The organism is Rhizobacter sp. (assembly GCA_021153565.1).
GTDB lineage: Bacteria > Pseudomonadota > Gammaproteobacteria > Burkholderiales > Burkholderiaceae_C > Albitalea.
In genome coordinates this window covers 1-23,570 of sequence record JAJKJU010000006.1, presented here as the reverse complement: position 1 = coordinate 23,570, position 23,570 = coordinate 1, and the positions used below count along the sequence as shown (strand labels likewise).

At 61.9% G+C, this 23,570-nt stretch carries 23 protein-coding genes and 1 pseudogene; 14 read left to right on the top strand and 10 right to left on the bottom strand.

Annotation, left to right across the window (positions count from 1 at the left end; genetic code table 11):
* The first annotated feature begins 32 nt into the window (after nt 1–32).
* The 4 genes from AC30NL_RS00460 to AC30NL_RS00445 all read left to right on the top strand — a co-directional run bounded on the left by AC30NL_RS00460 (nt 33) and on the right by AC30NL_RS00445 (nt 3,507).
* Complete coding sequence (locus AC30NL_RS00460) at nt 33–848, top strand: ABC transporter ATP-binding protein (RefSeq protein WP_489462046.1); 816 nt, start codon at nt 33–35, stop codon at nt 846–848.
* A 23-nt stretch (nt 849–871) separates the two neighbouring features.
* Nucleotides 872–1,162, top strand: coding sequence for a hypothetical protein (locus tag AC30NL_RS00455; RefSeq protein WP_489462045.1), 291 nt, complete (start codon nt 872–874; stop codon nt 1,160–1,162).
* A gap of 14 nt (nt 1,163–1,176) precedes the next feature.
* Nucleotides 1,177–2,436: a phenylacetate--CoA ligase family protein gene (locus AC30NL_RS00450; RefSeq protein WP_489462093.1), complete on the top strand. Its 1,260-nt coding sequence runs from the start codon at nt 1,177–1,179 to the stop codon at nt 2,434–2,436.
* Between the two features lie 102 nt (nt 2,437–2,538).
* Entirely contained in the window at nt 2,539–3,507 is a 969-nt protein-coding gene (locus AC30NL_RS00445) for a tripartite tricarboxylate transporter substrate-binding protein (RefSeq protein ID WP_489462044.1), read from the top strand.
* Between the two features lie 57 nt (nt 3,508–3,564).
* Here the strand turns inward: AC30NL_RS00445 and dtd are convergent.
* From dtd to tyrS, 3 genes and pseudogenes are all read right to left on the bottom strand, one after another.
* A pseudogene (dtd, locus tag AC30NL_RS00440) lies at nt 3,565–4,004 on the bottom strand (D-aminoacyl-tRNA deacylase).
* Between the two features lie 5 nt (nt 4,005–4,009).
* Nucleotides 4,010–4,927 carry a cation diffusion facilitator family transporter gene (locus tag AC30NL_RS00435; RefSeq protein ID WP_489462043.1) on the bottom strand — a complete coding sequence of 306 codons (918 nt, stop codon included), beginning with the start codon at nt 4,925–4,927 and terminating at the stop codon, nt 4,010–4,012.
* A 34-nt stretch (nt 4,928–4,961) separates the two neighbouring features.
* Nucleotides 4,962–6,224 (bottom strand): tyrosine--tRNA ligase, encoded by a 1,263-nt coding sequence (gene tyrS / locus AC30NL_RS00430; RefSeq protein ID WP_489462042.1) that lies wholly within the window; start codon nt 6,222–6,224, stop codon nt 4,962–4,964.
* A gap of 423 nt (nt 6,225–6,647) precedes the next feature.
* Between tyrS and AC30NL_RS00425 the strand changes: the two genes are divergently transcribed.
* Nucleotides 6,648–7,856 (top strand): M23 family metallopeptidase, encoded by a 1,209-nt coding sequence (locus AC30NL_RS00425; RefSeq protein ID WP_489462041.1) that lies wholly within the window; start codon nt 6,648–6,650, stop codon nt 7,854–7,856.
* 74 nt (nt 7,857–7,930) lie between these two features.
* Nucleotides 7,931–9,052 carry an anhydro-N-acetylmuramic acid kinase gene (locus AC30NL_RS00420; RefSeq protein ID WP_489462040.1) on the top strand — a complete coding sequence of 374 codons (1,122 nt, stop codon included), beginning with the start codon at nt 7,931–7,933 and terminating at the stop codon, nt 9,050–9,052.
* Nucleotides 9,053–9,116: 64 nt separating this feature from the next.
* On the opposite strand, the gene erpA is transcribed toward AC30NL_RS00420, so the two are convergent.
* The 5 genes from erpA to rplM all read right to left on the bottom strand — a co-directional run bounded on the left by erpA (nt 9,117) and on the right by rplM (nt 11,816).
* Nucleotides 9,117–9,497 carry an iron-sulfur cluster insertion protein ErpA gene (gene erpA / locus AC30NL_RS00415; protein ID WP_489462039.1) on the bottom strand — a complete coding sequence of 127 codons (381 nt, stop codon included), beginning with the start codon at nt 9,495–9,497 and terminating at the stop codon, nt 9,117–9,119.
* Nucleotides 9,498–9,528: 31 nt separating this feature from the next.
* On the bottom strand, nt 9,529–9,924 hold the full coding sequence (locus AC30NL_RS00410) for a bactofilin family protein (protein WP_489462038.1): 396 nt from the start codon (nt 9,922–9,924) through the stop codon (nt 9,529–9,531).
* A 41-nt stretch (nt 9,925–9,965) separates the two neighbouring features.
* Nucleotides 9,966–10,691, bottom strand: coding sequence for a DUF6776 family protein (locus AC30NL_RS00405; protein ID WP_489462037.1), 726 nt, complete (start codon nt 10,689–10,691; stop codon nt 9,966–9,968).
* 294 nt (nt 10,692–10,985) lie between these two features.
* Nucleotides 10,986–11,378, bottom strand: a complete 393-nt coding sequence (gene rpsI / locus AC30NL_RS00400; RefSeq protein ID WP_489462036.1) for a 30S ribosomal protein S9 — start codon at nt 11,376–11,378, stop codon at nt 10,986–10,988.
* A gap of 9 nt (nt 11,379–11,387) precedes the next feature.
* Nucleotides 11,388–11,816 (bottom strand): 50S ribosomal protein L13, encoded by a 429-nt coding sequence (rplM, locus tag AC30NL_RS00395; protein WP_489462035.1) that lies wholly within the window; start codon nt 11,814–11,816, stop codon nt 11,388–11,390.
* Nucleotides 11,817–12,252: 436 nt separating this feature from the next.
* Here rplM and AC30NL_RS00390 point away from each other — a divergent pair, with 436 nt between their 5' ends.
* From AC30NL_RS00390 to AC30NL_RS00380, 3 genes are all read left to right on the top strand, one after another.
* On the top strand, nt 12,253–13,044 hold the full coding sequence (locus tag AC30NL_RS00390) for a DUF2726 domain-containing protein (protein ID WP_489462034.1): 792 nt from the start codon (nt 12,253–12,255) through the stop codon (nt 13,042–13,044).
* 35 nt (nt 13,045–13,079) lie between these two features.
* Entirely contained in the window at nt 13,080–14,123 is a 1,044-nt protein-coding gene (locus tag AC30NL_RS00385) for a serine/threonine protein kinase (RefSeq protein ID WP_489462033.1), read from the top strand.
* Nucleotides 14,124–14,255: 132 nt separating this feature from the next.
* A complete protein-coding gene (locus tag AC30NL_RS00380; protein ID WP_489462032.1) occupies nt 14,256–14,867 on the top strand; it encodes a PEP-CTERM sorting domain-containing protein in 612 nt (203 codons plus the stop codon).
* Nucleotides 14,868–14,977: 110 nt separating this feature from the next.
* Here AC30NL_RS00380 and htpG read toward each other — a convergent pair whose 3' ends face one another.
* The gene (gene htpG, locus AC30NL_RS00375; RefSeq protein ID WP_489462031.1) at nt 14,978–16,858 is read right to left on the bottom strand and encodes a molecular chaperone HtpG; all 1,881 of its coding nucleotides are present in this window, start codon (nt 16,856–16,858) and stop codon (nt 14,978–14,980) included.
* A gap of 291 nt (nt 16,859–17,149) precedes the next feature.
* On the opposite strand from htpG, the gene AC30NL_RS00370 reads away from it, so the two are divergent.
* The 3 genes from AC30NL_RS00370 to AC30NL_RS00360 are packed head-to-tail and all read left to right on the top strand — an operon-like array spanning nt 17,150 to nt 20,525.
* Nucleotides 17,150–18,397 (top strand): cation:proton antiporter, encoded by a 1,248-nt coding sequence (locus tag AC30NL_RS00370; protein ID WP_489462030.1) that lies wholly within the window; start codon nt 17,150–17,152, stop codon nt 18,395–18,397.
* Complete coding sequence (locus AC30NL_RS00365; protein ID WP_489462029.1) at nt 18,394–19,506, top strand: YbdK family carboxylate-amine ligase; 1,113 nt, start codon at nt 18,394–18,396, stop codon at nt 19,504–19,506. Before AC30NL_RS00370 ends, AC30NL_RS00365 begins: the two co-directional genes overlap by 4 nt.
* A gap of 32 nt (nt 19,507–19,538) precedes the next feature.
* Complete coding sequence (locus tag AC30NL_RS00360) at nt 19,539–20,525, top strand: 2-dehydropantoate 2-reductase (RefSeq protein ID WP_489462028.1); 987 nt, start codon at nt 19,539–19,541, stop codon at nt 20,523–20,525.
* 336 nt (nt 20,526–20,861) lie between these two features.
* Here the strand turns inward: AC30NL_RS00360 and AC30NL_RS00355 are convergent, their stop codons facing one another.
* Complete coding sequence (locus tag AC30NL_RS00355; protein WP_489462027.1) at nt 20,862–21,971, bottom strand: TIGR03118 family protein; 1,110 nt, start codon at nt 21,969–21,971, stop codon at nt 20,862–20,864.
* A 414-nt stretch (nt 21,972–22,385) separates the two neighbouring features.
* Here AC30NL_RS00355 and dapF point away from each other — a divergent pair, with 414 nt between their 5' ends.
* Nucleotides 22,386–23,237 (top strand): diaminopimelate epimerase, encoded by an 852-nt coding sequence (gene dapF, locus AC30NL_RS00350; RefSeq protein WP_489462026.1) that lies wholly within the window; start codon nt 22,386–22,388, stop codon nt 23,235–23,237.
* Nucleotides 23,234–23,570: DUF484 family protein (locus tag AC30NL_RS00345; protein ID WP_489462025.1), on the top strand; the 337-nt coding region annotated here is incomplete at its 3' end. The genes dapF and AC30NL_RS00345, both read left to right, overlap by 4 nt.

The following is a 23,570-nucleotide window of genomic DNA, read 5'->3' as shown; positions in this document are numbered from 1 at the left end:
AAGCAAGGCATTGCCAATAGACAGGAAAACTGATGTCCACCGAACAAACGATCGTCCTCAACGTCAATGGCATTGAGGTGATCTACAACCACGTGATCCTCGTGCTCAAGGGCGTGTCGCTGCAGGTACCCGAGGGCAGCATCGTCACGCTGCTGGGCGGCAACGGTGCGGGCAAGACGACCACCCTGCGGGCAGTGAGCAATCTGCTTGCCGGCGAGCGCGGCGAAGTGACCAAGGGCTCCATTGAATTGCGCGGCGAACGCATCGAGGCGCTCAGCACCTCGGACATGGTCAATCGGGGGGTGATCCAGGTGATGGAAGGACGGCACTGCTTCGCCCACCTGACCATCGAAGAGAACCTGATGACCGGCGCCTACACGCGGCGCGACGGCAAGGCCGCAATCGATGCGACGCTTGAGAAGGTCTACAACTACTTTCCTCGCCTCAAGACGCGGCGCGGTTCACAGTCCGCCTACACCTCGGGCGGCGAGCAGCAGATGTGCGCCATTGGGCGTGCGCTGATGGCAAATCCGAAGATGGTGCTGCTCGACGAACCCTCGATGGGCCTCGCGCCGCAGATCGTCGAGGAGGTGTTCGAAATCGTGAAGGACTTGAACTCCAAGGAGCGCGTGACCTTCTTGCTTGCCGAGCAGAACACCAACATGGCGCTGCGCTATGCCGACTACGGCTACATCCTCGAGAACGGACGCATCGTGATGGATGGGGCTGCCAAGGATCTGGCCGAGAACGAGGACGTGAAGGAGTTTTACCTGGGCATGGGCGGCAGCGACCGCAAGAGCTTCCGCGACGTGAAGAGCTACAAGCGCCGCAAGCGCTGGTTGTCTTGAGGCGGGACCAGGAGTTGATGACCATGAGTGATGACTTCTTTGCACCGCCCGCCTTCAAGCCCGCAGAGGCCTTGATCCAGCTCAAGCGCAGCCTGCGCGACTTGCGACCGCTCGCCGAGCGCGGCGACGGCTTCGAATTGCAGGGCAAGCGCGTGATCGAGCTGCTGGTCGAAGGGCAGACCATCATCGCCAGGCTCGCGCAGCGGCAGTCGCAGACGCCGCAGTGGGACAAGCTCGTGTTGAAGAACAGTGCCGATGTGCGCAAGTGCGTCGACGAGGCGAAGAAGCGCCTCGTGCGCTGGACGGAGGAATGACCTGGATGAGCGCCATGTCTGCCGCACACTATGACGCCCTGGAGTCGCGATTGCCGCAGCAGCGCGAGCAGGCACTGATGGCCTCGCTGCCCGAGCTTATCGCGCATGCCCGCGCGAATGCGCCCGCCTACGCGACCATCCTGCAGGATGTAACGCCGAACAAGATCGACTCCCGCGCGGCGCTGGCGACATTGCCGGTCACGCGCAAGAGCGAACTCATCGAGCGGCAGAGGGCGGCGCGCGCGCACGGAGACCCATTCGGCGGCTTTTCCACCATCGGCTGGCGTCCGCGAAGCGGGGCAATCCGCGTTTTCGCGTCCCCCGGCCCGATCTACGAACCCGAGGGCTCGGAGCTCGACTACTGGCGGGGCGCGCGTGCACTCTTCGCCGCGGGATTTCGTGCGGGTGACCTCGTGCACAACAGCTTCAGCTATCACCTGACCCCTGCAGGTTCGATGATGGAAACCGCCGCGCATGCACTGGGCTGCACGGTCTTCCCGGGCGGCGTGGGCAACACTGAACTGCAGCTGCAGGCGGCGTCCGAATTGCAACCGCACGGCTATGTCGGCACGCCGAGTTTCTTGAAGATCATGGTGGACAAGGCATGCGAGCAAGGCATCGCTCTGTCCTCGTTGCGCAAGGCATTGCTGTCCGGCGAGGCATTTCCGCCCAGCCTGCGCGACTGGTTCGCGGCGCGGGGCATCGCGGGTTACCAATGCTACGCGACAGCAGACCTCGGCCTCATCGCGTACGAAACCGAAGCGCGCGAAGGGCTCGTGCTCGACGAGCATGTCATCGTCGAAATCGTCCGACCCGGCACCAACGACCCGGTGCCGTCGGGCGAGGTCGGCGAGATCGTGGTGACCACGCTCAACCGCGACTACCCGCTGATCCGTTTCGGCACAGGCGACCTATCCGCCGTGATGCCGGGGACGTGCCTCACAGGCCGCACCAACACCCGCATCCGCGGCTGGATGGGCCGAGCCGATCAGACAGCCAAGGTGCGCGGCATGTTCGTCCATCCGTCGCAGGTTGCTGCCATCGCTCGGCGCCACCCCGAAGTCAGTCGCGCCCGCCTGGTCGTGAGCGGCGAAATGGCCAACGACCAGCTGACGCTGCATGTCGAAGTGGCGCAGCGGCCCGACGGGCTCGACGCGCGCATCGCGCAAAGCATTCGCGACGTGACCAAGCTGCGCGCCGAGGTGGTGTTCAGCGAACCGGGTTCCTTGCCCAATGACGGAAAGGTGATCGAGGACGCGCGCAGCTACGAGTAGTTCGGACCTCGTGCTTTCCCGGTGTTACGTAGTTTCCGCATGTCGCTCGCATGGGGGCCGCAGACAATTTGTTTCTGCACCGACAACCAGGATCCGTCCGTCATGAAACGTTTGCTCCTCACCACCGTGGCCGCCTTCTTCGCCACCACCGCATTCGCCGAATACCCCGACAAGCCGATCACCATCGTCGTACCCTTCGCTGCCGGCGGCCCGACTGACAAGGTGGCGCGCGACATGGCCGAGGCGCTGCGCAAGCCGCTGGGCGGAACGATCATCATCGAGAACGTGGGCGGCGCGGGCGGCACGCTCGGCGCGACCAAAGTCGCCAAGTCCGCACCCGACGGCTACACGCTGCTGCTGGCCCACGCAGGCATTTCGACGGCACCGGCCCTGTATCGCAACCTCCAGTACAAGACGCTCGAGGACTTCGAGTACCTTGGAATGATCAACGAGGTGCCCATGACGATCGTGGCCAAGCCGACCATGCCCGCGAAGAACTATGGCGAACTGGTGAAATGGCTGGAGGCCAACAAGGGCAAGATCAACCTTGCCAACGCCGGCATCGGATCGGCATCGCACCTGTGCGGTCTCATGTTCCAGAGCAGCATCAAGATCGACATGCAAACCGTGCCGTACAAGGGTACTGGCCCCGCCATGACGGACCTCATCGGTGGCCAGGTCGACATCATGTGCGACCAGACCACCAACACGACGGGGCAGATCGAGAGCGGCAAGATCAAGGCTTACGCCGTCACGAGCAAGCAGCGCCTGAAGACGCCGATCCTGGTCAACCTGCCGACCTTGGACGAGGCAGGACTAAAGGACTTCAACGTCACGATCTGGCACGCGATGTATGCCCCGAAGGGCACACCCAAGGCCGTGGTCGACAAGATCAACGGCGCTTTGAAGCAGGCTTTGAAAGATGCCGACTTCATCAAGCGTGAAGAAGCGCTTGGCGCGATGATCATCACCGATTCGCGCGTCAATGGCCCGGAGCACAAGAAGTTTGTCGAGAGCGAAATCAGCAAGTGGGGCCCGCTGATCAAGGCCGCGGGGCAGTACGCTGACTAAGCTAAGTTCTGCTGCCCGGGTCCGAAAGGCCGCCGTCGGGCGGCCTTTTTTGCTCTATCAGCGCAGCGTGATCGGAATGGTCACCGGTCCGTCGTTGACGAGATACACCTGCATGTCAGCGCCGAACTCGCCGCTGGCGACGAACGCGTGCTGCGAAGCTGCAGTAGCGACAACTCTTCGTACAAGGCCCTGCCAAGCGCGTGAGGCGCGGCGCCCGTGAAGCTCGGCCGATTGCCCCCGGACACATCGGCTGCCAGCGTGAACTGGCTGACAATGAGGAGCCCGCCGTTGACGTCGACCACGCTGCGGTTCATCTTGCCGGCATCGTCGCTGAAGATGCGCAGCTTCAAGAGCTTGGCGACGAACTTGTCAGCGATGGACTCCGTGTCATCGGGCTCGGCACAAACGAAGACCAAAAGGCCGCGACCGATTTCACCGGTGACGCGCTTGTCGACTTCGACACGCGCTTGCGCGACACGTTGAACGAGCGCGAGCATCCTCTTCAGTCCGCCACCATACCCACCGGCTCTTCGCCCGCCGGGAGCAGCTCGATGGTCACGCGCAGGCCACGCACCGCGCGAATGAGACGACGCTCCGCCTGGTCCCGCTCGCGTGCGGCGCGAGCCAGCGTCCAGTGCGCGGGAACGTGCATGTGCAACTGACAGAACTTGGCACCGGCCGCCCGGCGCGTACGAAGGTGGTCGAAGCGGACGTCGTCCGTCATCAGCGCCTGCAGGGCCGCGTCGATGCGGCCACGGTCTTCGTCGGAGAGCGCACGGTCCATCAGTCCATCCACCGATCGCCTGAGAAGGCTGAAAGCCTCGCGAAGAATGTTGAGCGCGACCAGGACCGCGAGCAACGGATCCAGCCACAACAGGCCCGTGAGCGGCACGAGCAACAGGCCACCCGCCACGCCCACGGACGTCCACACGTCAGTCATCAGATGCCGCGCATCGGCCTCCAGCGCGATCGAGTCATGACGCCTTGCTGCGCGAAGCATCGCGGTGGCGAGCACCCCGTTGATCACCGAACTGCCGATCGACAAGGCCACGCCCCAGCCCAGGCTTTCGATCGGCTGCGGCGAGAACCACCGAGGCACCGCCGTCCAGATGATCGCGAGGGAGGCGACGAGGATCATCATCGCCTCGAAGCCGCTGGAAAAATACTCGGCCTTGTTGTGCCCATAGGGATGGCCGTCGTCAGCCGGCGCCTGGGCGATGGTCACCATTGCGAGCGCGAAGAGCGCCGCGGCGAGATTGACAAAGGACTCCATCGCGTCCGACAGCAGACCTACCGAATCGGTGACCCACCAGGCCGCGGTCTTCAAACTGATGGTCGCAATGGCTGCGAGCACCGAGAGCTTGAGAAAAGTGCGGACCGAGTACCCGCCGCCCACGCCGGTCGAAGAAGATGTCGCCACGACCCCGCTCACTTCCCGGCGTCCACAAGAGGCATCATGCGGCCACCGTCACGCGTGCGAACTTGCGCTTGCCGACCTGCACGACATAGGTGCCCGCATCGAGCTTGAGCCCGCGATCGCTGACCACGCTGCCGTCGATCCGTACCCCCCCGCCATCGACCAGACGCATGGCTTCGCTCGTGGAAGGAGCAAGATTGGCTTGCTTGAGCAACGAGCCGATACCCAGTGGCGCTCCGCCGAGGTCGACCGACGGAATCTCGTCAGGCACGCCGCCCTTGGCCCGATTGTTGAAGTCCGCCTCGGCCGCGTCCGCCGCCGACACACTGTGAAAGCGTGCCGTGATTTCCTTGGCGAGCAGCACCTTGGCTTCCTTCGGATTGCGCCCGGCGTCGACCTCGGCCTTGAGCTTTGCGATCTCGTCTTCCGCGCGCCAGCTCAGGAGCTTGAAGTACTTCCACATCAAGATGTCACTGATCGACAGGATCTTGGCGAACATGTCATTGGCAGGGTCGGTGATGGCGATGTAGTTGCCCTTGCTCTTGGACATCTTCTCGACGCCGTCCAGACCTTCGAGCAGCGGCATCGTGAGGATGCACTGTGGTTCTTGCCCGTATTCGCTTTGCAGCGCACGGCCGACAAGAAGGTTGAACTTCTGGTCGGTGCCGCCGAGTTCCAGGTCGCTCTTGAGCGCGACCGAGTCGTAGCCCTGCATCAGCGGATACAGGAACTCATGCACGCTGATGGGCGTGCCGGCCTTGAAGCGCTCGCTGAAATCGTTGCGCTCCATCATCCGCGCCACGGTGTACTTGGCGGCAAGCTGGATCATGCCTCGCGCGCCCAGTGGATCGCTCCACTCGGAGTTGTATCGGATCTCGGTCTTCGCAGGGTCGAGCACCATGCTCGCCTGCTTGTAGTAGGTCTTGGCGTTGGCCTCAATCTGCTCGCGCGTAAGCGGCGGGCGAGTGGTGTTGCGGCCGGACGGATCGCCAATCATCGACGTGAAATCGCCGATCAGGAAAATCACGGTATGACCTAAGTCCTGCAACTGTCTCAGCTTGTTGAGAACTACCGTATGCCCGACATGAATGTCCGGCGCGGTCGGGTCAAGTCCTAATTTGATTCGAAGTGGCACACCTGTTGCATATGAACGTGCAAGCTTGGCGAGCCAGTCAGTTTCGGGCAACAGCTCGTCACAACTCCGCTTTGAGACAGCCATCGCTTCGAGAACCTGATCGGTGATCGGGTACCCGGAGGCGCCGGGGGTGGTGTTGGGGGCTTGATCGACAGGCTGGTTCATTGGGAACGTCAACGGTTCTGGAAGGGGGCCTGAAATGGGGCTATTAGGGACTTTTGCGCAGTGGCAGATCGCTATACTGCGCAGCGGCTGTAGCCGGGCGGAAGAGCCTGGCTTCCGCACGATCCTGGCGGGACTTGAAAGCGTCACGAATTCTAGTGGACGCCTCGGGTCGTGAAGAGCAACCAAAGCAGCGTCGCATGGCGCAAGCAAGCTATCCGGGCCACGCCCGGCCAAATCAAATTGAGTTCGTTGGATTCTGTTGACAGCGCTTTGGCTTCAGCCCTCGAGCGCACCGGACGTTTCGTCACCCGCCACCCCCGCAGCCTCACATCTGCAGTCGTCCTGGCGTTGGCGGGTTTTGGCGCAACTGCTTTCGGTGTCTCGTCAATGGCACCGGACGCGGCTGACCTGCCCAGTCGGATCGTGACAGAAAGCGTCACACCCGAGGGCATTTCGTCACAACTCGAAGCATTGGCCGCCAACGATCTGGAGTTGTTTCGCAACGACTTGACGCGTGCCAGCGACACCGCCGACTCGCTGCTAACCCGGCTAAACGTCCACGATCCCCGCGCAGCCGCATTCCTGCGCAGCGATGCGGTTGCCAAAAAACTTCTGACCGGCCGCGCCGGCAAGATGGTCCAGGTTCGCATCGATGCATCCGGAGAACTCGAAGAGCTGGTCGCCCGCTCCGCGGCGGAAAGCCCCGACCAAATCGGTACCCATTTCACCCGTCTGCACGTTTCGCGCGTCAACGAGCAGTTCCAGGCCAAAATCGAGACGGCCGCACTGTCCTCCCAAGTGCGCATGGGCAGCGGGGTCATCCGCAATTCGCTCTTCGCTGCGACCGACGAGGCCCACATCCCTGATCCGGTGGCGAGCCAGCTCGCGGAAATCTTCGCGACGGACATCGACTTCCACCGCGAACTTCGTCGCGGCGACAGCTTCCGCCTGATTTATGAAGCGCTCACCGCCGACGGCGAGCCCATCACCTGGAACCAGTCATCAGGCCGCGTGCTAGCCGCTGAGTTCACAAGCGGTGGCAAGACCTTTGCGGCAGTCTGGTTCAAGGATCCGGCCAGCGGCAAGGGCGCGTACTTCGACATGAATGGTCAGAGCAAACGCCGCTCGTTCCTTGCGAGTCCGATGGAGTTCTCGCGGATCACATCCGGCTTCGCGATGCGCTTCCATCCGGTCCTGCAGACCTGGAAACAGCACAACGGCGTCGACTACGGCGCGCCCAGCGGCACTCCAGTGCGCACAGTCGGTGACGGCATGGTGGACTTTGCGGGCTGGCAGAACGGCTACGGCAACGTCATCAGCATCAATCACAGCAATAACCGCTCGACGGTCTATGCGCACCTGAGCCGCATCGATGTCCACAAGGGCCAGCGCGTCGACCAGGGCATGGTCATCGGGGCGGTCGGCGCGACCGGCTGGGCGACCGGCCCGCACCTGCACTTCGAGGTAAAGCTCAATGGCCAGCAGCAGAATCCATTAAACATCGCCAAGGCCTCCGAGACCGTGGCCATCTCGCCGAGTGCCAAGGCGCAGTTCGCGCAAATGGCGCAGGGCGTTCGGGCACAACTCGACGCGGCGCAGACGGTGGCCGGGGCGAGCATGTACGCCGAATAAATCATTCGCCTCGTCACCCGAACAAGGCCCGCTCGACGCGGGCCTTGTTCTGTTCAGCGGGCACAATCGACAGCATGTCGAATCTCTTCATCGGGCTCATGTCCGGCACTTCGCTCGACGGGGTGGATGGCGTCTTGTGCGACTTCGGCGCGGACGGCCCTGCAGCGGTGCAAGTTCTGGCGCATGCGCATCGCCCATTCGATCCGGCGATGGCTGCGGAATTGCTGGCATTGAATTCTTCAGGGGCCGATGAGCTTCATCGGGCCGCCCTTGCCGGGAACGCACTCGCTCGCGTGTATGGCGCCATGGTGAGCGATCTTCTTCACAAAGTTGGCATATCAGCTTTCGCCGTTCGGGCTATCGGTGCCCACGGGCAAACGGTCAGGCATCGTCCCGGGGAGTTCGATGGAACGGGCTACACGCTTCAGTTGAACAGCCCGGCCTTGCTGGCGGAACTGTGCGGCATCGATGTCGTGGCTGACTTCCGCTCCCGCGATGTTGCGGCCTGTGGACAAGGAGCGCCACTGGTGCCGGCGTTTCACAGAGCGGTATTCGGCCGCGATGGAGAAGCGGTGGCCGTGCTCAACCTCGGCGGCATCGGCAACCTCACCGCCTTGCTGCCAGATGGTCGGACCATCGGCTTCGACTGCGGCCCGGGCAATGCCCTGATGGACCATTGGTGCTCACTGCACCGAGGGAATCCCTTCGACCGAAATGGCTCATGGGCGGAGACGGGCAATATCGATACAGCGTTACTGCAGCGCATGCAGGCTGACCCGTTTTTCCACAAGTCGCCGCCAAAGAGCACGGGGCGCGATCTCTTCAATGCCGCATGGCTGCAACGCGTGATCGACGCTGGCCCGACGTCGACAGATCCAACGGACATCCAGGCGACGCTTGCCGAACTGACGGCGTGGGCCGCAGCCGAAGCGATCTCGCACCACGCGCCCGGCGCGTCCCGCGTCCGCGTGTGTGGAGGAGGCGCGCTGAATGGACATGTCATGCGCCTGATCGCATCCCGGCTGGGTTCGGCATCGGTGCTGCCTACGGATGTAGAAGGCCTCCCCGCAGGCGAGGTCGAAGCAGCCGCCTTCGCCTGGCTCGCCAAGGCCTTTGTGGATCGCCGGCCAGGCAATCTGGTCGCCGTCACCGGAGCAGCAGGGCCACGAGTTCTCGGCGCCTTGTACCCAGCCTGACTCGACCTGCGCGCCCCCAGCAAAAAGCCGCCCGAAGGCGGCTCTTGTCAAGCAAGAGAGGCGGTCAGACCGAGAAGCTCGATCCGCAGCCGCAGGTGGTTGTTGCGTTCGGATTCTTGATCACGAACTGGGCCCCTTGGAGGTCGTCCTTGTAATCGATCTCGGCACCGGCCAGATACTGCAGGCTCATCGCGTCGATCAGCAAGGTGACGCCGTTCTTGTGCATCTGCGTGTCATCGTCATTGATGATCTCGTCAAAGGTAAAGCCGTACTGGAAGCCAGAGCACCCCCCGCCTTGCACAAAGACACGCAGCTTGAGGTCGGGATTGCCTTCCTCGTCGACAAGTTCCTTGACCTTTGATGCGGCGCTGTCGGTGAACACCAGCGGAGGCGGCGGTTCATCGTAGTGCGGGGCGGTGGTGCGGTTGTCGGCGACTGCGCTCATCTGGATTCCTTCGGGAACGTGCGAACCCGCATTATCCGCCGTTCGAAGCCGCCAGTTTCAACGCGGGTTTCTCATCGGCCTTCAGCGGTCGCAATTCACCATCTATGGTGGCACCTTGGTGCATTTCGAGGACCTCGTAGCGAACATCTCCTACGATGCTGGCCTTGGGCTGCAATTCGAGCAATTCGTCCGAAATCACGGGGCCCGCCACGCTGCCGTTGATGATCACGTGGGCGGCCTTTACTTTGCCCATGACACGTGCCTTCTCGCTGATGACGAGAATGCTGTGGCCCTCACCGGTTGCCACGACATCGCCATGAACTTCACCGTCGATGCGAAGCCCCTCGGTGAAACGCAATTCACCCTGAATGACGGTTCCCTCGCCGATCAACGTACGAATCGGCGGCTGCTTCTTCTTGCTGAACATGATGTCTCCCAACATGGTCGTCTGCGGTAATCGATGCGGGATCACAGACGAGACTTCATAACTGGGGCGGAAAGGGTTGCCTTGACCCCGCCGCTCGCGTCCAACACCCGGACTTGAACGGTTTTTAACACGGCCGCTGCTGGGTGGTCGATCAATTCTTCAACCCGTAAATACTGTTTCATATGCAATGGTTTAGGGCCGCCAGGCGCCAGTAAGGACCAAGCTTTGCCGTCCATCGTGCCCTGAAGCGTCACGTCGTAACTGCCACGAAACTCGGGCACGTTTTTGCCGGGTTGCATCACCAGGAACTGGAACCGCACCTGCTCCGGAGATTTGGCATAGACCTGAAGACTTCGGATGTTCACCCCTGAGCTGACACCCGCAGGCAGCAGTCGTTCAAAGAAGCCCAGATTCGCCTTGAGCGAGAGGTTCTCAGCTTCGATTTGCTTTAGCTGCTGCACCAGCCGCTCTTGCGATGCCTTTTCGGATTTAAGCAGGCTGTCGGCAGTGTTCGCGATCGACAGACTTCTCTCCCGTTCCGCCTGCAGTTGCGCCACCTCGATTCGCAGTTTGGCCAACTCGGCTTTGGCACCGCGATCAAGGCCCGCGATGTCCTTGCCGAACTCGAAGGCCCACACTGCAATGGCTGCAGAAAAGCCCAGAACAAGCGCCACCGCGGCCCACCGCAGTGGCCAGGGCAGGTGACTGCGAACGATCATGCGCGGCGCACTGATCGACAGTCTTCGACGCATCAGTTTCCAGCGCATGTCCGATGTGTCCGATGGCTTCAGGTCAGAGGCTGAGAGTATTTCGAGCGTGTCCGAGCAGGACGTCAAAAGGCACCTGATCTAGATGCAAAGCGCAGCCATAGTGCAGCTCATGCTATGGCGAGCATTTGTAACGACGAGCAGGGATCTTTTGGCGTGAATGAGCGGGCATGATCGAAATACTCTCAACCTCTCAGGCCGTCCAAATCGGACCTGTCCACTTGTGTGCAATGCACCGAGCAAGAAAAAGGCCGCATAAATGCGGCCTTTTTCTTGCTCGGTGAACAATAAGCGTCAGCGCTTGCTGAACTGCTTCCGGCGACGCGCGCCGTGCAGACCGACCTTCTTACGTTCAACTTCACGCGCATCACGCGTCACGAAGCCAGCGTGGCTCAGTGCGGGCTTGAGCGCCGCGTCGTAGTCAATCAGGGCACGGGTAATACCGTGGCGTACCGCGCCAGCCTGACCCGACTCGCCGCCACCATGAACGTTGACCTTCACGTCGAAGGCCGCGTCGTTAGCGGTCAGCACGAGCGGCTGACGCACAACCATGATGGACGTCTGGCGGCCGAAATACTGATCAACCGGCTTACCATTGACGAGGATCTGCCCCGTGCCTTTTTTGATGAAAACGCGTGCCACCGAAGACTTGCGACGGCCGGTTCCGTAATTCCAATTTCCGATCATCACCGCTCCTTAGATCTCGAGCACTTTGGGCTGCTGGGCGGTGTGCGGGTGGGTACCACCGGCATAGACCTTCAGCTTCTTGACCATCGCATAGCCCAGCGGCCCTTTGGGGAGCATGCCCTTCACGGCCTTTTCGAGCGCACGGCCCGGATGCTTGGCTTGCATGTCTTTGAACTTGGTGCCGTAGATACCACCGGGAAAACCCGTGTGACGGTAGTACACCTTGTCGTTGGCCTTGTTGCCGGTGACGCGAATTTTGTCTGCATTGACGACGACAATGAAGTCGCCGGTATCGACGTGAGGCGTGTAGATGGCTTTGTGTTTGCCGCGCAGGCGGAGGGCGACTTCACTGGCCACCCGTCCGAGAACCTTGTCGGTTGCGTCAATCACAAACCACTCATGCTCCACTTCGGCCGGTTTTGCGCTGAAGGTTTTCATGAAATGACTTGGGTTAAGAATCGAGCCCCGCTTTGGCTGACGACTTCGTTTCCGAACTCGCAACCGGTCCTGCGGTCGGCGCCGCTTCTCTTGATGGCGGCCTCTTAGGCAGGTCGTCCTGGGCAGAACCCAAAACGCATTTTTTCCTGGGGCTGTTGTGGGAAAGCTTTGGATTCTATCAGATGACCCCGCAAGGCAAATCGAACCGAATTAAGGTCTTGGTGTGCGCCCCGGTCAATTGGCCTTAACTAGGCCGCCAGCCATGGTCCTGGGTGCCGGTTCGCTGCCTGCGCTTCGATTGAGCGATCTGCAGGTCACACCTTATTATGGGGATGCAAAGCAACAGTGGGCCTGACAATTGACCCACCCCGAGAGGAATTCTCGGCTGGCGCCTCACCTTTTGCGGAGCCGCCGGCTGCCAGACGACGCCATTACCATGCAAACTGTTCCGTGGATCATCATTGGTGCCTTGCTTGGCACGGCTGCGATCGCATTGGGGGGGTGGGTGCTGCGCTCTCGCGCAGCAGCACCACAAGCATCTTTGCCTACCGATTGGGCACTCGTAGCGCGGCTGGTCTTCAACACCGACGAGCGCCGGCTCTACCGCCTTCTCAGAGAGGCTCTTCCTCATCAGATCATCCTGTCCAAGCTTCCGCTGGTGCGCTTTTGCCACCCGACGGACGCGAATGAGCTTCGCTATTGGTACGACCTGCTGGGCGCAATCCATGTGGCGTTCGCCGTTTGTAGTGCCAATGGGCGCGTACTGGCGACCATCGATCTTGACGCCGAGCAAATTGGTTCGCGCAGAACCACCCAAATCAAGCAGTCGGCGCTCGCCGCCTGCCGAGTGCGCTACCTGCGATGCCCATCCGACCGCCTGCCAACTATCGCGGAGCTTCAATTGCTCGTGCCACAGCACACCAACACGCCTCGGGGGCCGCAGGCCGCGCCAGCCCCGAGCCCCAGTCTTCACGAAGCTCGGGATTTCCTGTCCAGCACCGTCGCGAACCGGCGGGCCGAGCGAACAGCGCTTTGGCAGGACTCCACGTTCTTCCAAGATTCCTTCTTCGCTCCTGACAACCGGTTGGACGGCTCCGGCTCGTCTGAATTTGGAGACCTGAGCGGCTCAGGTGCTCAACAGCGACCCGACGTTCCGCGTCACTCACCAGATGACGTTGACGGCGTGGTGGTGGATAGCCGGCGTCATTCAAATCCGACGCGTCACTAAGCTCAACCGCTCAGACGCCGCGTACGATGCGCGCCATGAGCGCATCCGACGAGTCTTCCATTTCGACCCGGACACCCTTCACCGGCCTGACACCGGACATGGTGCTGGACGCGCTTGAGGTCGTCGGCCTGCGCGGGGACGGCCGATTGTTGCAACTCAATTCCTATGAAAACCGCGTCTTCCAGGTTTTTCTGGAGGATGGCAGGGTGGTCGTGGCGAAGTTCTATCGACCGGGTCGATGGACCGATACACAAATCCTCGAAGAACATCTATTCGCGGCTGAACTCGCTGCCGCCGAAGTGCCGGTCGTCGCGCCTCTGGTGCTAGCGTCAACGCCCGATCCAGCCATTACAGTGCGCCTCGTCGGCAATCCGCCCACCCTGGCTGCTGCGGGGGGCCATCGTTACGCCATCTCGCCGCGACGATCAGGGCGATCACCCTCGCTGGAGTCGATCGAGCATCTGGAGTGGATCGGGCGATTCATCGGCCGCATGCACTCAATCGGCGCCCGCAGGCCGTTCGAGCACCGCCTCAAATTGAGCGTGGCTACGCTCGGTCGCGCATCTCGGAACTGGATCATCGAATCCAATCTTTTGCCGCCCGACATCCGAGCCACATGGACCGGGATCGTCGACGAGGCCCTCGACTTGGCCGACGCGGCATTCGAACGTGCGGCGCCGACGCGGTCGATTCGCCTGCACGGCGACTGCCACATCAACAATCTGCTGTGGACCGATGAAGGCCCCCATTTCGTAGATCTCGACGACGCGATGAACGGCCCCGCCGTCCAGGACTTGTGGATGATGTTGTCCGGCGAACCAAACGCCAATCGGGAACAGATGCGGGCACTGCTTACAGGCTACGAATCGTTCATGGAATTTGACGATCGGGAGCTGGGACTGATCGAGGCCTTGCGCACACTGCGCCTTGTTCATCACAGCGCTTGGCTCGCCAAGCGGTGGGACGACCCGGCGTTCCCCATTGCATTTCCCTGGTTCGGTGGTGCCTCGTACTGGCAACAGCAAGCACAGGTGCTGCGAGAGCAAATTGCCGCCATGCACGCATCTCCTGCAACCTAGGGGATGCCGCCCTATAACACCCTTCAAACCCCCTGAACACGGGATGTGCTACGACTCTGTAATACCTAACATCCGCCCATCGCAAAGGGAGGAGCCCGATGCGAGTACTAACTCAGAGAAGGGACACACCAAATGAAACGTACTCTCCTAGCTGCAGCACTGCTGGCAATCGTTGGCAGTGCCAACGCAACCGTGAGCCTCGTCGGCGGGAAGGAAAACCATTTCGATGACTACGACGCGCCCCCGGTCTTGACCGCCCCGCAGTCTTCAGGCCTGCAAGACACGAAGCTGGTTTCGGACAATCCGCTTGACCAGATCACCGCCACCTTCCTGGGCAAAGAAGCCGCCCACATCAATCAGTTTTATGTCAACGGCAGCCTGGTCTTCAACAACCTCGCAGCAGCACCGTCGACCTACGGCCCGTTCTACGCCAGTTCGCCGCTGGACTTCAAGTTCCGGGACGCCGATGACGGCAGCGAAGTTTCAAACGGCGGCAACCTGCTTGCCTTCGCAAGCTACGTCGTTCTCGGCACCTTCGACCATGGCGCATTAACAAAGTACACCAAGGGCGGCGAATACGACTTCGTCCTCGGTTTCAACGACGGCTACAAAGTCGACGCTGACTATGACGACCTCGTCGTCGGCGTCAAGGTTTCGGTTGTTCCGGAACCCGAGACCTATGCCCTCATGTTGGCTGGCCTCGGCATCATGGGCTTTGTCGCCCGTCGCCGCCGCGCTGACTGAATATTCCAGTCTCGAGTTGGGATATGAGCCGACCTTCGGGTCGGCTCTATTCATTTCTGAATCAGCTATTTCATTTCGACATCGGGCCCGGACTCGGGCCCCTATCAAAATCAGCTCATCAGAAGCGCATTGACCCGGCGCACATAGGCCGCCGGATCTTCCAGGTGCCCGCCTTCCGCCAGCAAGGCTTGGTCAAAAAGGATGTGAGCTAGATCGTCGAAATGCGCACTGCCGTCGAGTCGTTTCACAAGCGCATGTTCGGCGTTGACTTCGAGAATCGGGCGTGATGCAGGCGCGCCTTGGCCAGCCTGCTTCAGGAGCCGCGCGAGGTGGCCGCTCATGTCGCCCTCCACTACCACCAGGCATGCCGGTGAGTCGACCAAACGGGTGGTGATACGCACGTCCTTCGCCCTGTCCTTCAGTGCTTCCTTCAAGCGATCGAGCACTGGCTTGAACGCAGTGGCTGCTTCCTCGGCTTGCTTCTTCTCCGCTTCGTCCTGCAGATTGCCAAGATCTACTGAGCCCTTGGCGACGCTTTGCAGCGCCTTGCCGTCGAACTCGTAGAGGTGGCTCAGCATCCACTCGTCCACACGATCGACGAGCAGCAACACCTCGATTCCCTTCTTGCGGAAGATTTCGAGTTGCGGGCTGCTCCTGGCGGCCGCCAGGCTGTCGGCAGTGATGTAGTAGATGGCCTCCTGCCCTTCTTTCATGCGACCGAGATAATCTGCAAAGCTTACGCTTTGGTCGGCATGCGTGGACGCGAACCGAAGCAGTTTGGCAAGCCGCTCCTGATTGGCGTGGTCCTCCCCGATGCCCTCCTTGAGGACCCCGCCGAAGTCCTTCCAGAAAGCGGCGTACTTGGCCTTTTCAGCAGAGTCTTCACTGTCGGCCAGCGATTCGAGCATCGACAGCACGCGTTTGGTCGAGCCTTCGCGGATCGCCTTCACATCGCGGCTTTCCTGTAGCAACTCGCGCGAGACGTTGAGCGGCAAGTCGGCACTGTCGATCACGCCTTTGACGAAGCGCAGGTACACCGGCATGAGCGCCTCGGCGTCATCCATGATGAAGACACGCTTGACGTACAGCTTCACGCCGCCGCGCTTGTCGCGGTTCCACAGGTCGAATGGGGCCTTGGCAGGAATGAAGAGCAGCTGCGTGTACTCGCTGCGGCCTTCGACCCGGTTGTGCGTATAGGCCAGCGGCGGCTCGCTGTCGTAGCTGATTTGCTTGTAGAACTCGTTGTACTGCTCAGGCGTGATGTCGTTCTTGTTGCGCGTCCACAGCGCCGCCGCCTTGTTCACAGACGCCCATTCGTCGCGCGTGACCTGCTTTTGCGCCTCGGCATCCCACTCTTCCTTTTGCATGAGGATGGGCAGTGAGATATGGTCGGAATACTTTCCGATGATGGACTTGAGCTTCCATCCGCTCAGGAACTCGTCCTCGCCGTCGCGCAGATGCAGCGTGACGGATGTGCCGCGTGCTGAACGCGCGATAGTCTCCACCTCGAAGTCGCCGGCACCTTCCGAACTCCAGCGAACACCCTCTTCCGTTGGCAATCCTGCCCGGCGCGATTCGACCGTGATTCGGTCGGCCACGATGAAGCCACTGTAGAAACCCACGCCGAACTGTCCGATGAGCTGCGCATTCTTCTTCTGGTCGCCTTCGAGTGCGGCCATGAACTCGCGCGTGCCGCTCTTGGCGATGGTGCCCAGGTTGGCCACCGCCTCAGCCGACGACAGCCCGATGCCGTTGTCGACGATGGTGATCGTCTTCGCCGCGGGGTCGAAGCTCACTCGCACCTCAAGATTGGGCTGGTCTTCGTAGAGCTCGGGCTTGTTCAGCGCCTCGAAGCGCAGCTTGTCGCAGGCGTCTGACGCGTTGGAGATCAGCTCGCGTAGAAAGATCTCCTTGTTCGAATACAGCGAGTGCGTAACGAGGTGCAGGATCTGCTTGACCTCGGCCTGGAAGGAAAGCGTTTGTTTTTCCATGATCGTCCCGTGATGTCTATGGCCGCAAGAAACCCGGCCGCGCACGACAAAATAAGGGTGATTGTGGAGGATTCAAGAGTCCCTGAGGTCCGATAAAACAACGCAGGCATGCTGACAGGTGGCGCGCATCGCCGCCGATAGCGGAGCGGCAACGCGACCTTCTGCTTCGCCTGTCAGTCCGTCCAGACAGTTTTCCCGGACATTGATAGCCCGGCACGAGATGCGTGCCCATCGGCTGGTCACGGCATCGGTTACCGTGCGGGGCTCGAATTTGCGTAAGCTGCGCCCCCTATGACCGACCTGACCTTCCTGGCGAGCATTGCCGACTTGCCTGCGTGGATGCTAGAGGTGCTGCGCCTGGCCGACCCGGTGCTGGGCCTGGCCTTGCTGATGGTGTTTGCCGTCGTGCTGGCCGACTTGCTGCACCGCTACATAAGATTGCCGCGGCCTTGTGGGCACATGCTGGTGGGCGTGCTCGCGAGCCCCCTCGTGCTGCGCATTCTCGAGCGCGCGGAGCTCGACACCTGGAAGCCGCTCATAGATCTCGCGATCGGCGTCCTGGTGTTCGAGCTTGGCACGCGCATTCGGCCACGCTGGCTCATTGACAACCCATCGCTCGCCGTGACCTGCCTGCTCGAAGGCGCGCTCGCCGGCTCTGCCGTGACGTTCTTGCTGAACTGGCTCGGGGTGCCGATGCTCTCTGCGGCCGTGGCGGGCATCGTCGCGATGTCCACCTCGCCCGTTATCACGCTCGCGGTGCTGCACGATATCCGACCGCGCGGACAAGTCACCGAGCGGCTCTTGCTCATGACCGCAATCAACAGCGTGATGGCAATGCTGAGCCTCAGGGTCTGGCGCGTGTTCGCTGCGTCAGCTGAACACGACCTCGTCTCGACGGGCACTGGTGCTCTTTACGTCGTGGCCGGTTCCTTCCTGCTCGGCGCCGTGTGCGGCCTGTTGCTCGACCTGCTGGCCAGGCGCGTGCACGGTACAGGCACGATGCCTGTGCTGCAAATCGCGGTCGTCACCATCGCGAGCATGCTTGCTGTGCAATGGACCCTGTCGCCTTTGCTTGCATTGCTCGTCGCCGGCGTGGTGGCCCGCTCCCGCATGCGGCATGGCCTCACTGTCGAGCCGCAGCTCGGATCGGCAGGAGCCGCACTCGGTGTCGTGCTCTTCATTTCCCTGGGCCTGCTGCTCACGCTCGATCACATCGGGACGCTGTGGCCCTCGGTGCTCGCGATCATCGTGGCACGCGCCGCCGGAAAGGCCATCGCCGTGCTGCTGCTCGCCAAACCCAGCGGACTCGGCTGGCGCCAATCGGGCGCACTCATCCTCGCGCTGCAACCAATGAGCAGTCTTGCTGTGCTGCTGGCTGCTGATACTTTCATCTGGGCGTCGCAGTTCCCGGGTGTGGACAAATGGGCATTGCAGGCTTTGCTTGCCGCTACCACCTTGATGCAATTGACAGGGCCCTTGTGGACCACCTTCGCGCTCAAGCAAATCGCCCGCGAATCTGAGACGGAGCCCAGCATATGAGCCTCGCCGCCTTTACACCGTCTGCACCACTCACGCTCGGCGTCGAACTCGAGCTGCAGCTCGTCAGCACGCACGACTTCGACCTCGCGCCGCAGGCCGAGGACCTCTTGCGCGTCCTCGCCAACCACAGCGGCGCCTGGGATGTAAAGCCTGAGATCACGCGGAGCATGATCGAGATCGGCTCGTCCATCCAGACCGAGCACGGCCCGCTGCTCGACGAACTGAAAGACTTGCGCCGGCAGTTGTCTGACGGCGCGCGCAAGCTAAACATCGGAATCGCCGGCGGCGGCACACACCCCTACCAGCATTGGAGCGCGCAGCAGATCTACCCGACCGAGCGCTTCCACTACATCAGCGAGCTGTACGGCTACCTCGCCAAACAGTTCACTGTGTTCGGACAACATGTGCACGTGGGCTGCGAGAACGGCGACACGGCGCTGTGGCTCCTGCATGCACTGTCACGTTACGTGCCGCACTTCATCGCGCTGTCGGCATCGTCGCCCTTCGTTCAGGGTACGGACACGGGCTTCGATTCGGCCCGGCTCAACTCGGTGTTCGCCTTTCCGTTGTCGGGCCGCGCGCCCTTCGCGCTGACTTGGGACGACTTCGGCCACTACTTCGACAAGATGACGAGCACCGGCGTCGTGCAGTCGATGAAAGACTTCTATTGGGACATCCGGCCCAAGCCCGAATTCGGCACCATCGAACTGCGCGTCTGCGACACACCTCTCACGGTCGACAAGGCCGCGGCATTGGCGTGCTACCTGCAATGCCTTTGCCGCTATTTGCGCGAAGAAAAGCCCTTCGAACCTGCAGAAGACGACTACCTCGTCTACACCTTCAACCGTTTCCAGGCCTGCCGTTTCGGCCTCGACGGCGAGATCGTGGACCCGAAGACCAAGGAGCGCCACAAGCTGCGCGATGACATCTTGCGCACCCTGGCGCGCATCGATGAACATGCGCTCGACTTGCGCGCACTGAACGCGAGCAACTTGCTGCGCGACAGCCTGTTCGCGGGCAACGACGCTGCCGGCCTGCGGCAGCAACGGCGCGTCGGCCTGCCCTTGCCTGCCGTGGTCGAATGGGCGACAGAGCGCTGGATGGGCTGAACCGCCTTTTCAAGACAGATGGAGAACCGATCATGAAAATATGCATCGTCGGCGCAGGCGCCATCGGCGGCTTGTTCGCCGGATGGCTTGGGTCGCGCATTCCAGCAGGGGAGATCGAGTTGACTGCGCTGGCCCGTGGCGACACGCTGGCCGCATTGAAACGCGACGGATTGCAGGTCGACAGCGACGGCACGACCAGGCGCGTCGAGTTGCGAGCCAGCGCAGACCCCGCGGAACTCGGACTGCAAGATCTCGTCATCGTCGCCGTAAAGGGCCCGGCACTCGCCGCCGTCGCGCCTGCAGTGCGCCAACTTCTTCATCCCGACACCATGGTTCTTGTCGCAATGAATGGCGTGCCTTGGTGGTTCTTCGACGGACTGGGCGGCGAGTGCGATGGGCTGCATCTGCAGTCGGTGGATGCGGGCGATGTGGTGCGCAACGCGATCCCCATCCGCCACGTGATCGGCTGCGTCGTGCACGCCAGCAGCGCCGCGCCGGCGCCTGCACGGGTGCATCACGTGATGGGGAACGGGCTCGTCATCGGCGAGCCGCGTGGTGGCATGTCTTCGCGTGTCGAAGGCCTGGCAGCCTTGCTCACGCGCGCCGGCTTCGCCGTCACGGCAAGCGATCGCATCCAGCGCGACATCTGGTTCAAACTGTGGGGCAACATGACGATGAACCCTGTGTCGGCATTGACCGGCGCAACGGCCGACCTCGTGCTCGACGATCCGCTGGTACGCGACTTCTGCCGTGCGGTGATGATCGAGGCCAACACGATCGGTGGCCGCATTGGTCTTCCCATCGACCAGACCCCGCAACAACGGCACGAGGTGACTCGCAAGCTGGGCGCGTTCAAGACCTCGATGCTGCAGGACGTGGAAGCAGGTCGGCCGCTGGAAATCGATGCACTGGTGGGCTCGGTCAAGGAGATCGGGGACCATCTGAAGCTTGCGACGCCGCACCTCGATTCACTGCTGGGACTTGTTCGCCTGATGGCCCGCGTGCGCGGTCTCGCCTAAGAGGCTGAGAGTATTTCGAACGTGTCCGAGCAGCACGTCAAAAGGCGCCTGATCTAGGCGCAAAGCGCAGCCATAGCTTGGCTATGGCGGGCTATGGCGAGCATTTGCAACGACGAGCAGGGGGCTTTTGGCGTGATGAGCGGGCATGATCGAAATACTCTCAGCCTCTAAGCCTAAGCCTGATCCTAATCCGCGGACTGCTTGCGCAACTCGGGTCTGAAATGGGCACGCAGCATCTACACGCTGACCCGCAGGCGGTAGACACACGCGCTTTGCCTTGGATGCAAACGAAAGACGCATGGCGCGAACGAGGATCGTTCGCGCCATGCGGGCATGTCAGTGCCGACGTCGCGCGAAAGCGGCGATCAGCGTCAGGCCCAAGGCGACCATCGCGGTGGTCGACGGCTCGGGCACTAGCGTGAGCACGCCGAACAAGCCATGCGTTTCCTCGGCCGGCCCCGCGGTGAAGTACAGCGATTGAATGCTTCCTGCCCCGATGCCGTTGCCGGGAGAGATGGCCCACAGACCGTCGATTTCGAGCGGCGCCCCACCGTCAGCGAGCACTTGGCCCAGGAAGGAATGTGTGCTCGCATCGAACGCATTGATGCGGCCGTCACCGAAGTTGCCTACGAGCAGCGCACCGGCCCAGGAGCCGAAAGTTCCGGGCGCGATAGCCAGACCCCAGGGCGCATTGAGCGTGCCGCCGGTTGCGACACGTCCTACCAGGTTGCCTTGCAGATCGAACTCGTCGACCATCCCCAATCCCGCGCCGGCGACCTCGTCGGCTTTGTCGGCGGTTTGCTTTACGTAGGTCACGTACAGGCTACTGCCCAGGAGTTGGATGTTGAAGGGCGCGTATCCCGCGGGAACTGTCGGATCAGTGAAGTTGCCTGTGAGCGTCGGCGACCCGCCGTCGCCTTTGAAGACGTCGATCTTTCCTGCAGAGAAATTGGTGGCGTACAGATAGCTGTTGAGGCCGATCGTGGCGTAGGCCGCGCCTTTGTAGCTGTTGCCAGCACTCCCCGCCACAAGGGTTTCGGCGGTCGTACCCAGCGCACCTCGCCACCCGGACACGGTCCCATCTTCACTGACGAAGAGGAAGCGATCGTTATGAAAGGCTGCAGTGTTGCCGTTGAACACCTGCCCGGTCGGGTTGCCGACGATGCTGACGGTAAGAGGCTCCTTGGTCGTGGCCTGCGTCGTCGGATTCACACGGTAGACCCCGGAGTTGCCGCCATCGGCGGACGAGACCCAGAAGGGACTCATCGGTGAAAAGGACATTCCCCAGGCGTTCACAAGGCCTTTGTCCTCCACCTGGGCCGGGTGCAACGCGATGTCATCGCTCACGAGCCCATCGGCCCTGAACTCGACACCGTAGGCCGGCGCGACCAGGCAGCACAGGCCACCCATGGCGAGGGCGAGTTGGATCAATCGATGTGATGTCATGTTGCTCTCCTCCTGTCGAAACCCCACAGGCAAAAAAGGGAGCACAACCGGCTCGCTGCCGTTCGTGCCCCCACATTCAATGAATAGTGGCAGCGAGAACCCCTGTCAAACCGGCTGTCCGGATGCCGGCCCCCTAAGAGAGGGGGCTCGGCGGGCATGTCGAATGCCCGCGCGTGCTGTCATGCAGCCATCAAAAAGATGGGCTCGGACAAGCCATCGACCTGTATTGCTCCCTTTCCCTCTGGGACCCTCTGGGAGGGCGGGGGTGAGGGCGATGGAGGTGGAACGAACGAGGCCATCGATTCAACGGCCGCAGCCCTCACCCCAACCGGGAAAGAGGGAGCGAGTCCGTGCGATGCGTTGAAGCGACGCACGTGCCCCCCTCTGGCCGCGTCGCTCCCGGATAATCCAGGCATGCGACTCCACTTCACAAAGATGCACGGCGCGGGCAACGACTTTGTCGTGCTCGATGCAACACATACACGCATCGATCTAACCCCCGAGCAATACCGCATCCTGGGCGACCGCCGTTTCGGCATAGGCGCGGACCAGATCCTCGTCGTCGAGCGCAGCAACACGCCGGGCGTCGACTTCCGCTATCGCATCTTCAACAACACCGGCGACGAGGTCGAGCAATGCGGCAACGGCGCACGCTGCTTCGTGCGCTACGTGCGTTCGAAGGGCCTGACGGACAAGGACACGATCCGCGTCGAGACCATGAACAGCCTGCTCGAGTTGCGCCTGCAGCCCGACGGCCGTGTGACGGTCGATATGAATGCACCGGTGTTCGCGCACGACAAGATTCCCTTCGACCCCACGGGTCTCACGCCGCGGCGCGTGGGCAATTTCGAGCAATGGCCCGTGTCGCTCGGCGATTACGACGTCGACCTGGCCGTGCTATCCATGGGCAACCCGCACGCGGTTCAGGTGGTGGCGGACGTGGATTCCGGCGTGGTCGCGTCGCAAGGCCCGATGATCGAAGCGCACACGCGATTCGCGCGACGCGTCAACGCGGGCTTCATGCAGATCGTGGACCGCGATCACATCAAGCTGCGCGTGCATGAGCGCGGCGCCGGCGAAACACTCGCCTGCGGCACAGGTTCTTGCGCGGCCGTGGTCGCGGGAATCCGCCTCGGGCTCTTGAACCAGCGTGTCGACGTCGACACGCGCGGCGGGCGCCTCACCATCGAATGGCAAGGCGGCGACAGCCATGTGCTGATGACCGGCCCCGCACAAACCGTCTTTGAAGGAGAAATCGAACTGTGAGCACGGCATCAGGCATACAAGGGATCACCGAGCTGGACATCGCCAACTATCTTGCCAACACGCCCGGATTTTTCGAGCGGCAGGCAGAGCTGCTCGCAAGCATCCAGCTCACGAGCCCGCATGGCCAGCGGGCGGTGTCGCTGCAGGAGCGGCAAATGGAAATGCTGCGCGACAAGCTCAAGGCCATGGAGCTGAAAGTGATGGAGATGATCCGTCACGGACAAGAGAACGTCGCCATCGCCGATCGCCTGCATCGCTTCACGCGAGCCATCATGCTCACGGCCAATGTGGCCGATCTGCCGAGCGTGCTGTTGTCGGAGTTGATGCACCAGT

Bases quoted from the DNA above. Each gene is read 5' to 3' on its own strand.
- AC30NL_RS00445 (WP_489462044.1), top strand. From the start codon at position 2,539: ATGAAACGTTTGCTCCTCACCACCGTGGCCGCCTTCTTCGCCACCACC.
- htpG (WP_489462031.1), bottom strand. From the start codon at position 16,858: ATGGAAAAACAAACGCTTTCCTTCCAGGCCGAGGTCAAGCAGATCCTG.
- AC30NL_RS00380 (WP_489462032.1), top strand. From the start codon at position 14,256: ATGAAACGTACTCTCCTAGCTGCAGCACTGCTGGCAATCGTTGGCAGT.
- tyrS (WP_489462042.1), bottom strand. From the start codon at position 6,224: ATGAACCAGCCTGTCGATCAAGCCCCCAACACCACCCCCGGCGCCTCC.
- AC30NL_RS00460 (WP_489462046.1), top strand. From the start codon at position 33: ATGTCCACCGAACAAACGATCGTCCTCAACGTCAATGGCATTGAGGTG.
- AC30NL_RS00385 (WP_489462033.1), top strand. From the start codon at position 13,080: ATGAGCGCATCCGACGAGTCTTCCATTTCGACCCGGACACCCTTCACC.
- AC30NL_RS00405 (WP_489462037.1), bottom strand. From the start codon at position 10,691: ATGCGCTGGAAACTGATGCGTCGAAGACTGTCGATCAGTGCGCCGCGC.
- erpA (WP_489462039.1), bottom strand. From the start codon at position 9,497: ATGAGCGCAGTCGCCGACAACCGCACCACCGCCCCGCACTACGATGAA.
- AC30NL_RS00360 (WP_489462028.1), top strand. From the start codon at position 19,539: ATGAAAATATGCATCGTCGGCGCAGGCGCCATCGGCGGCTTGTTCGCC.
- AC30NL_RS00390 (WP_489462034.1), top strand. From the start codon at position 12,253: ATGCAAACTGTTCCGTGGATCATCATTGGTGCCTTGCTTGGCACGGCT.
- AC30NL_RS00450 (WP_489462093.1), top strand. From the start codon at position 1,177: ATGTCTGCCGCACACTATGACGCCCTGGAGTCGCGATTGCCGCAGCAG.
- rplM (WP_489462035.1), bottom strand. From the start codon at position 11,816: ATGAAAACCTTCAGCGCAAAACCGGCCGAAGTGGAGCATGAGTGGTTT.
- AC30NL_RS00365 (WP_489462029.1), top strand. From the start codon at position 18,394: ATGAGCCTCGCCGCCTTTACACCGTCTGCACCACTCACGCTCGGCGTC.
- AC30NL_RS00370 (WP_489462030.1), top strand. From the start codon at position 17,150: ATGACCGACCTGACCTTCCTGGCGAGCATTGCCGACTTGCCTGCGTGG.
- rpsI (WP_489462036.1), bottom strand. From the start codon at position 11,378: ATGATCGGAAATTGGAATTACGGAACCGGCCGTCGCAAGTCTTCGGTG.
- AC30NL_RS00455 (WP_489462045.1), top strand. From the start codon at position 872: ATGAGTGATGACTTCTTTGCACCGCCCGCCTTCAAGCCCGCAGAGGCC.
- dapF (WP_489462026.1), top strand. From the start codon at position 22,386: ATGCGACTCCACTTCACAAAGATGCACGGCGCGGGCAACGACTTTGTC.
- AC30NL_RS00410 (WP_489462038.1), bottom strand. From the start codon at position 9,924: ATGTTCAGCAAGAAGAAGCAGCCGCCGATTCGTACGTTGATCGGCGAG.
- AC30NL_RS00355 (WP_489462027.1), bottom strand. From the start codon at position 21,971: ATGACATCACATCGATTGATCCAACTCGCCCTCGCCATGGGTGGCCTG.
- AC30NL_RS00420 (WP_489462040.1), top strand. From the start codon at position 7,931: ATGTCGAATCTCTTCATCGGGCTCATGTCCGGCACTTCGCTCGACGGG.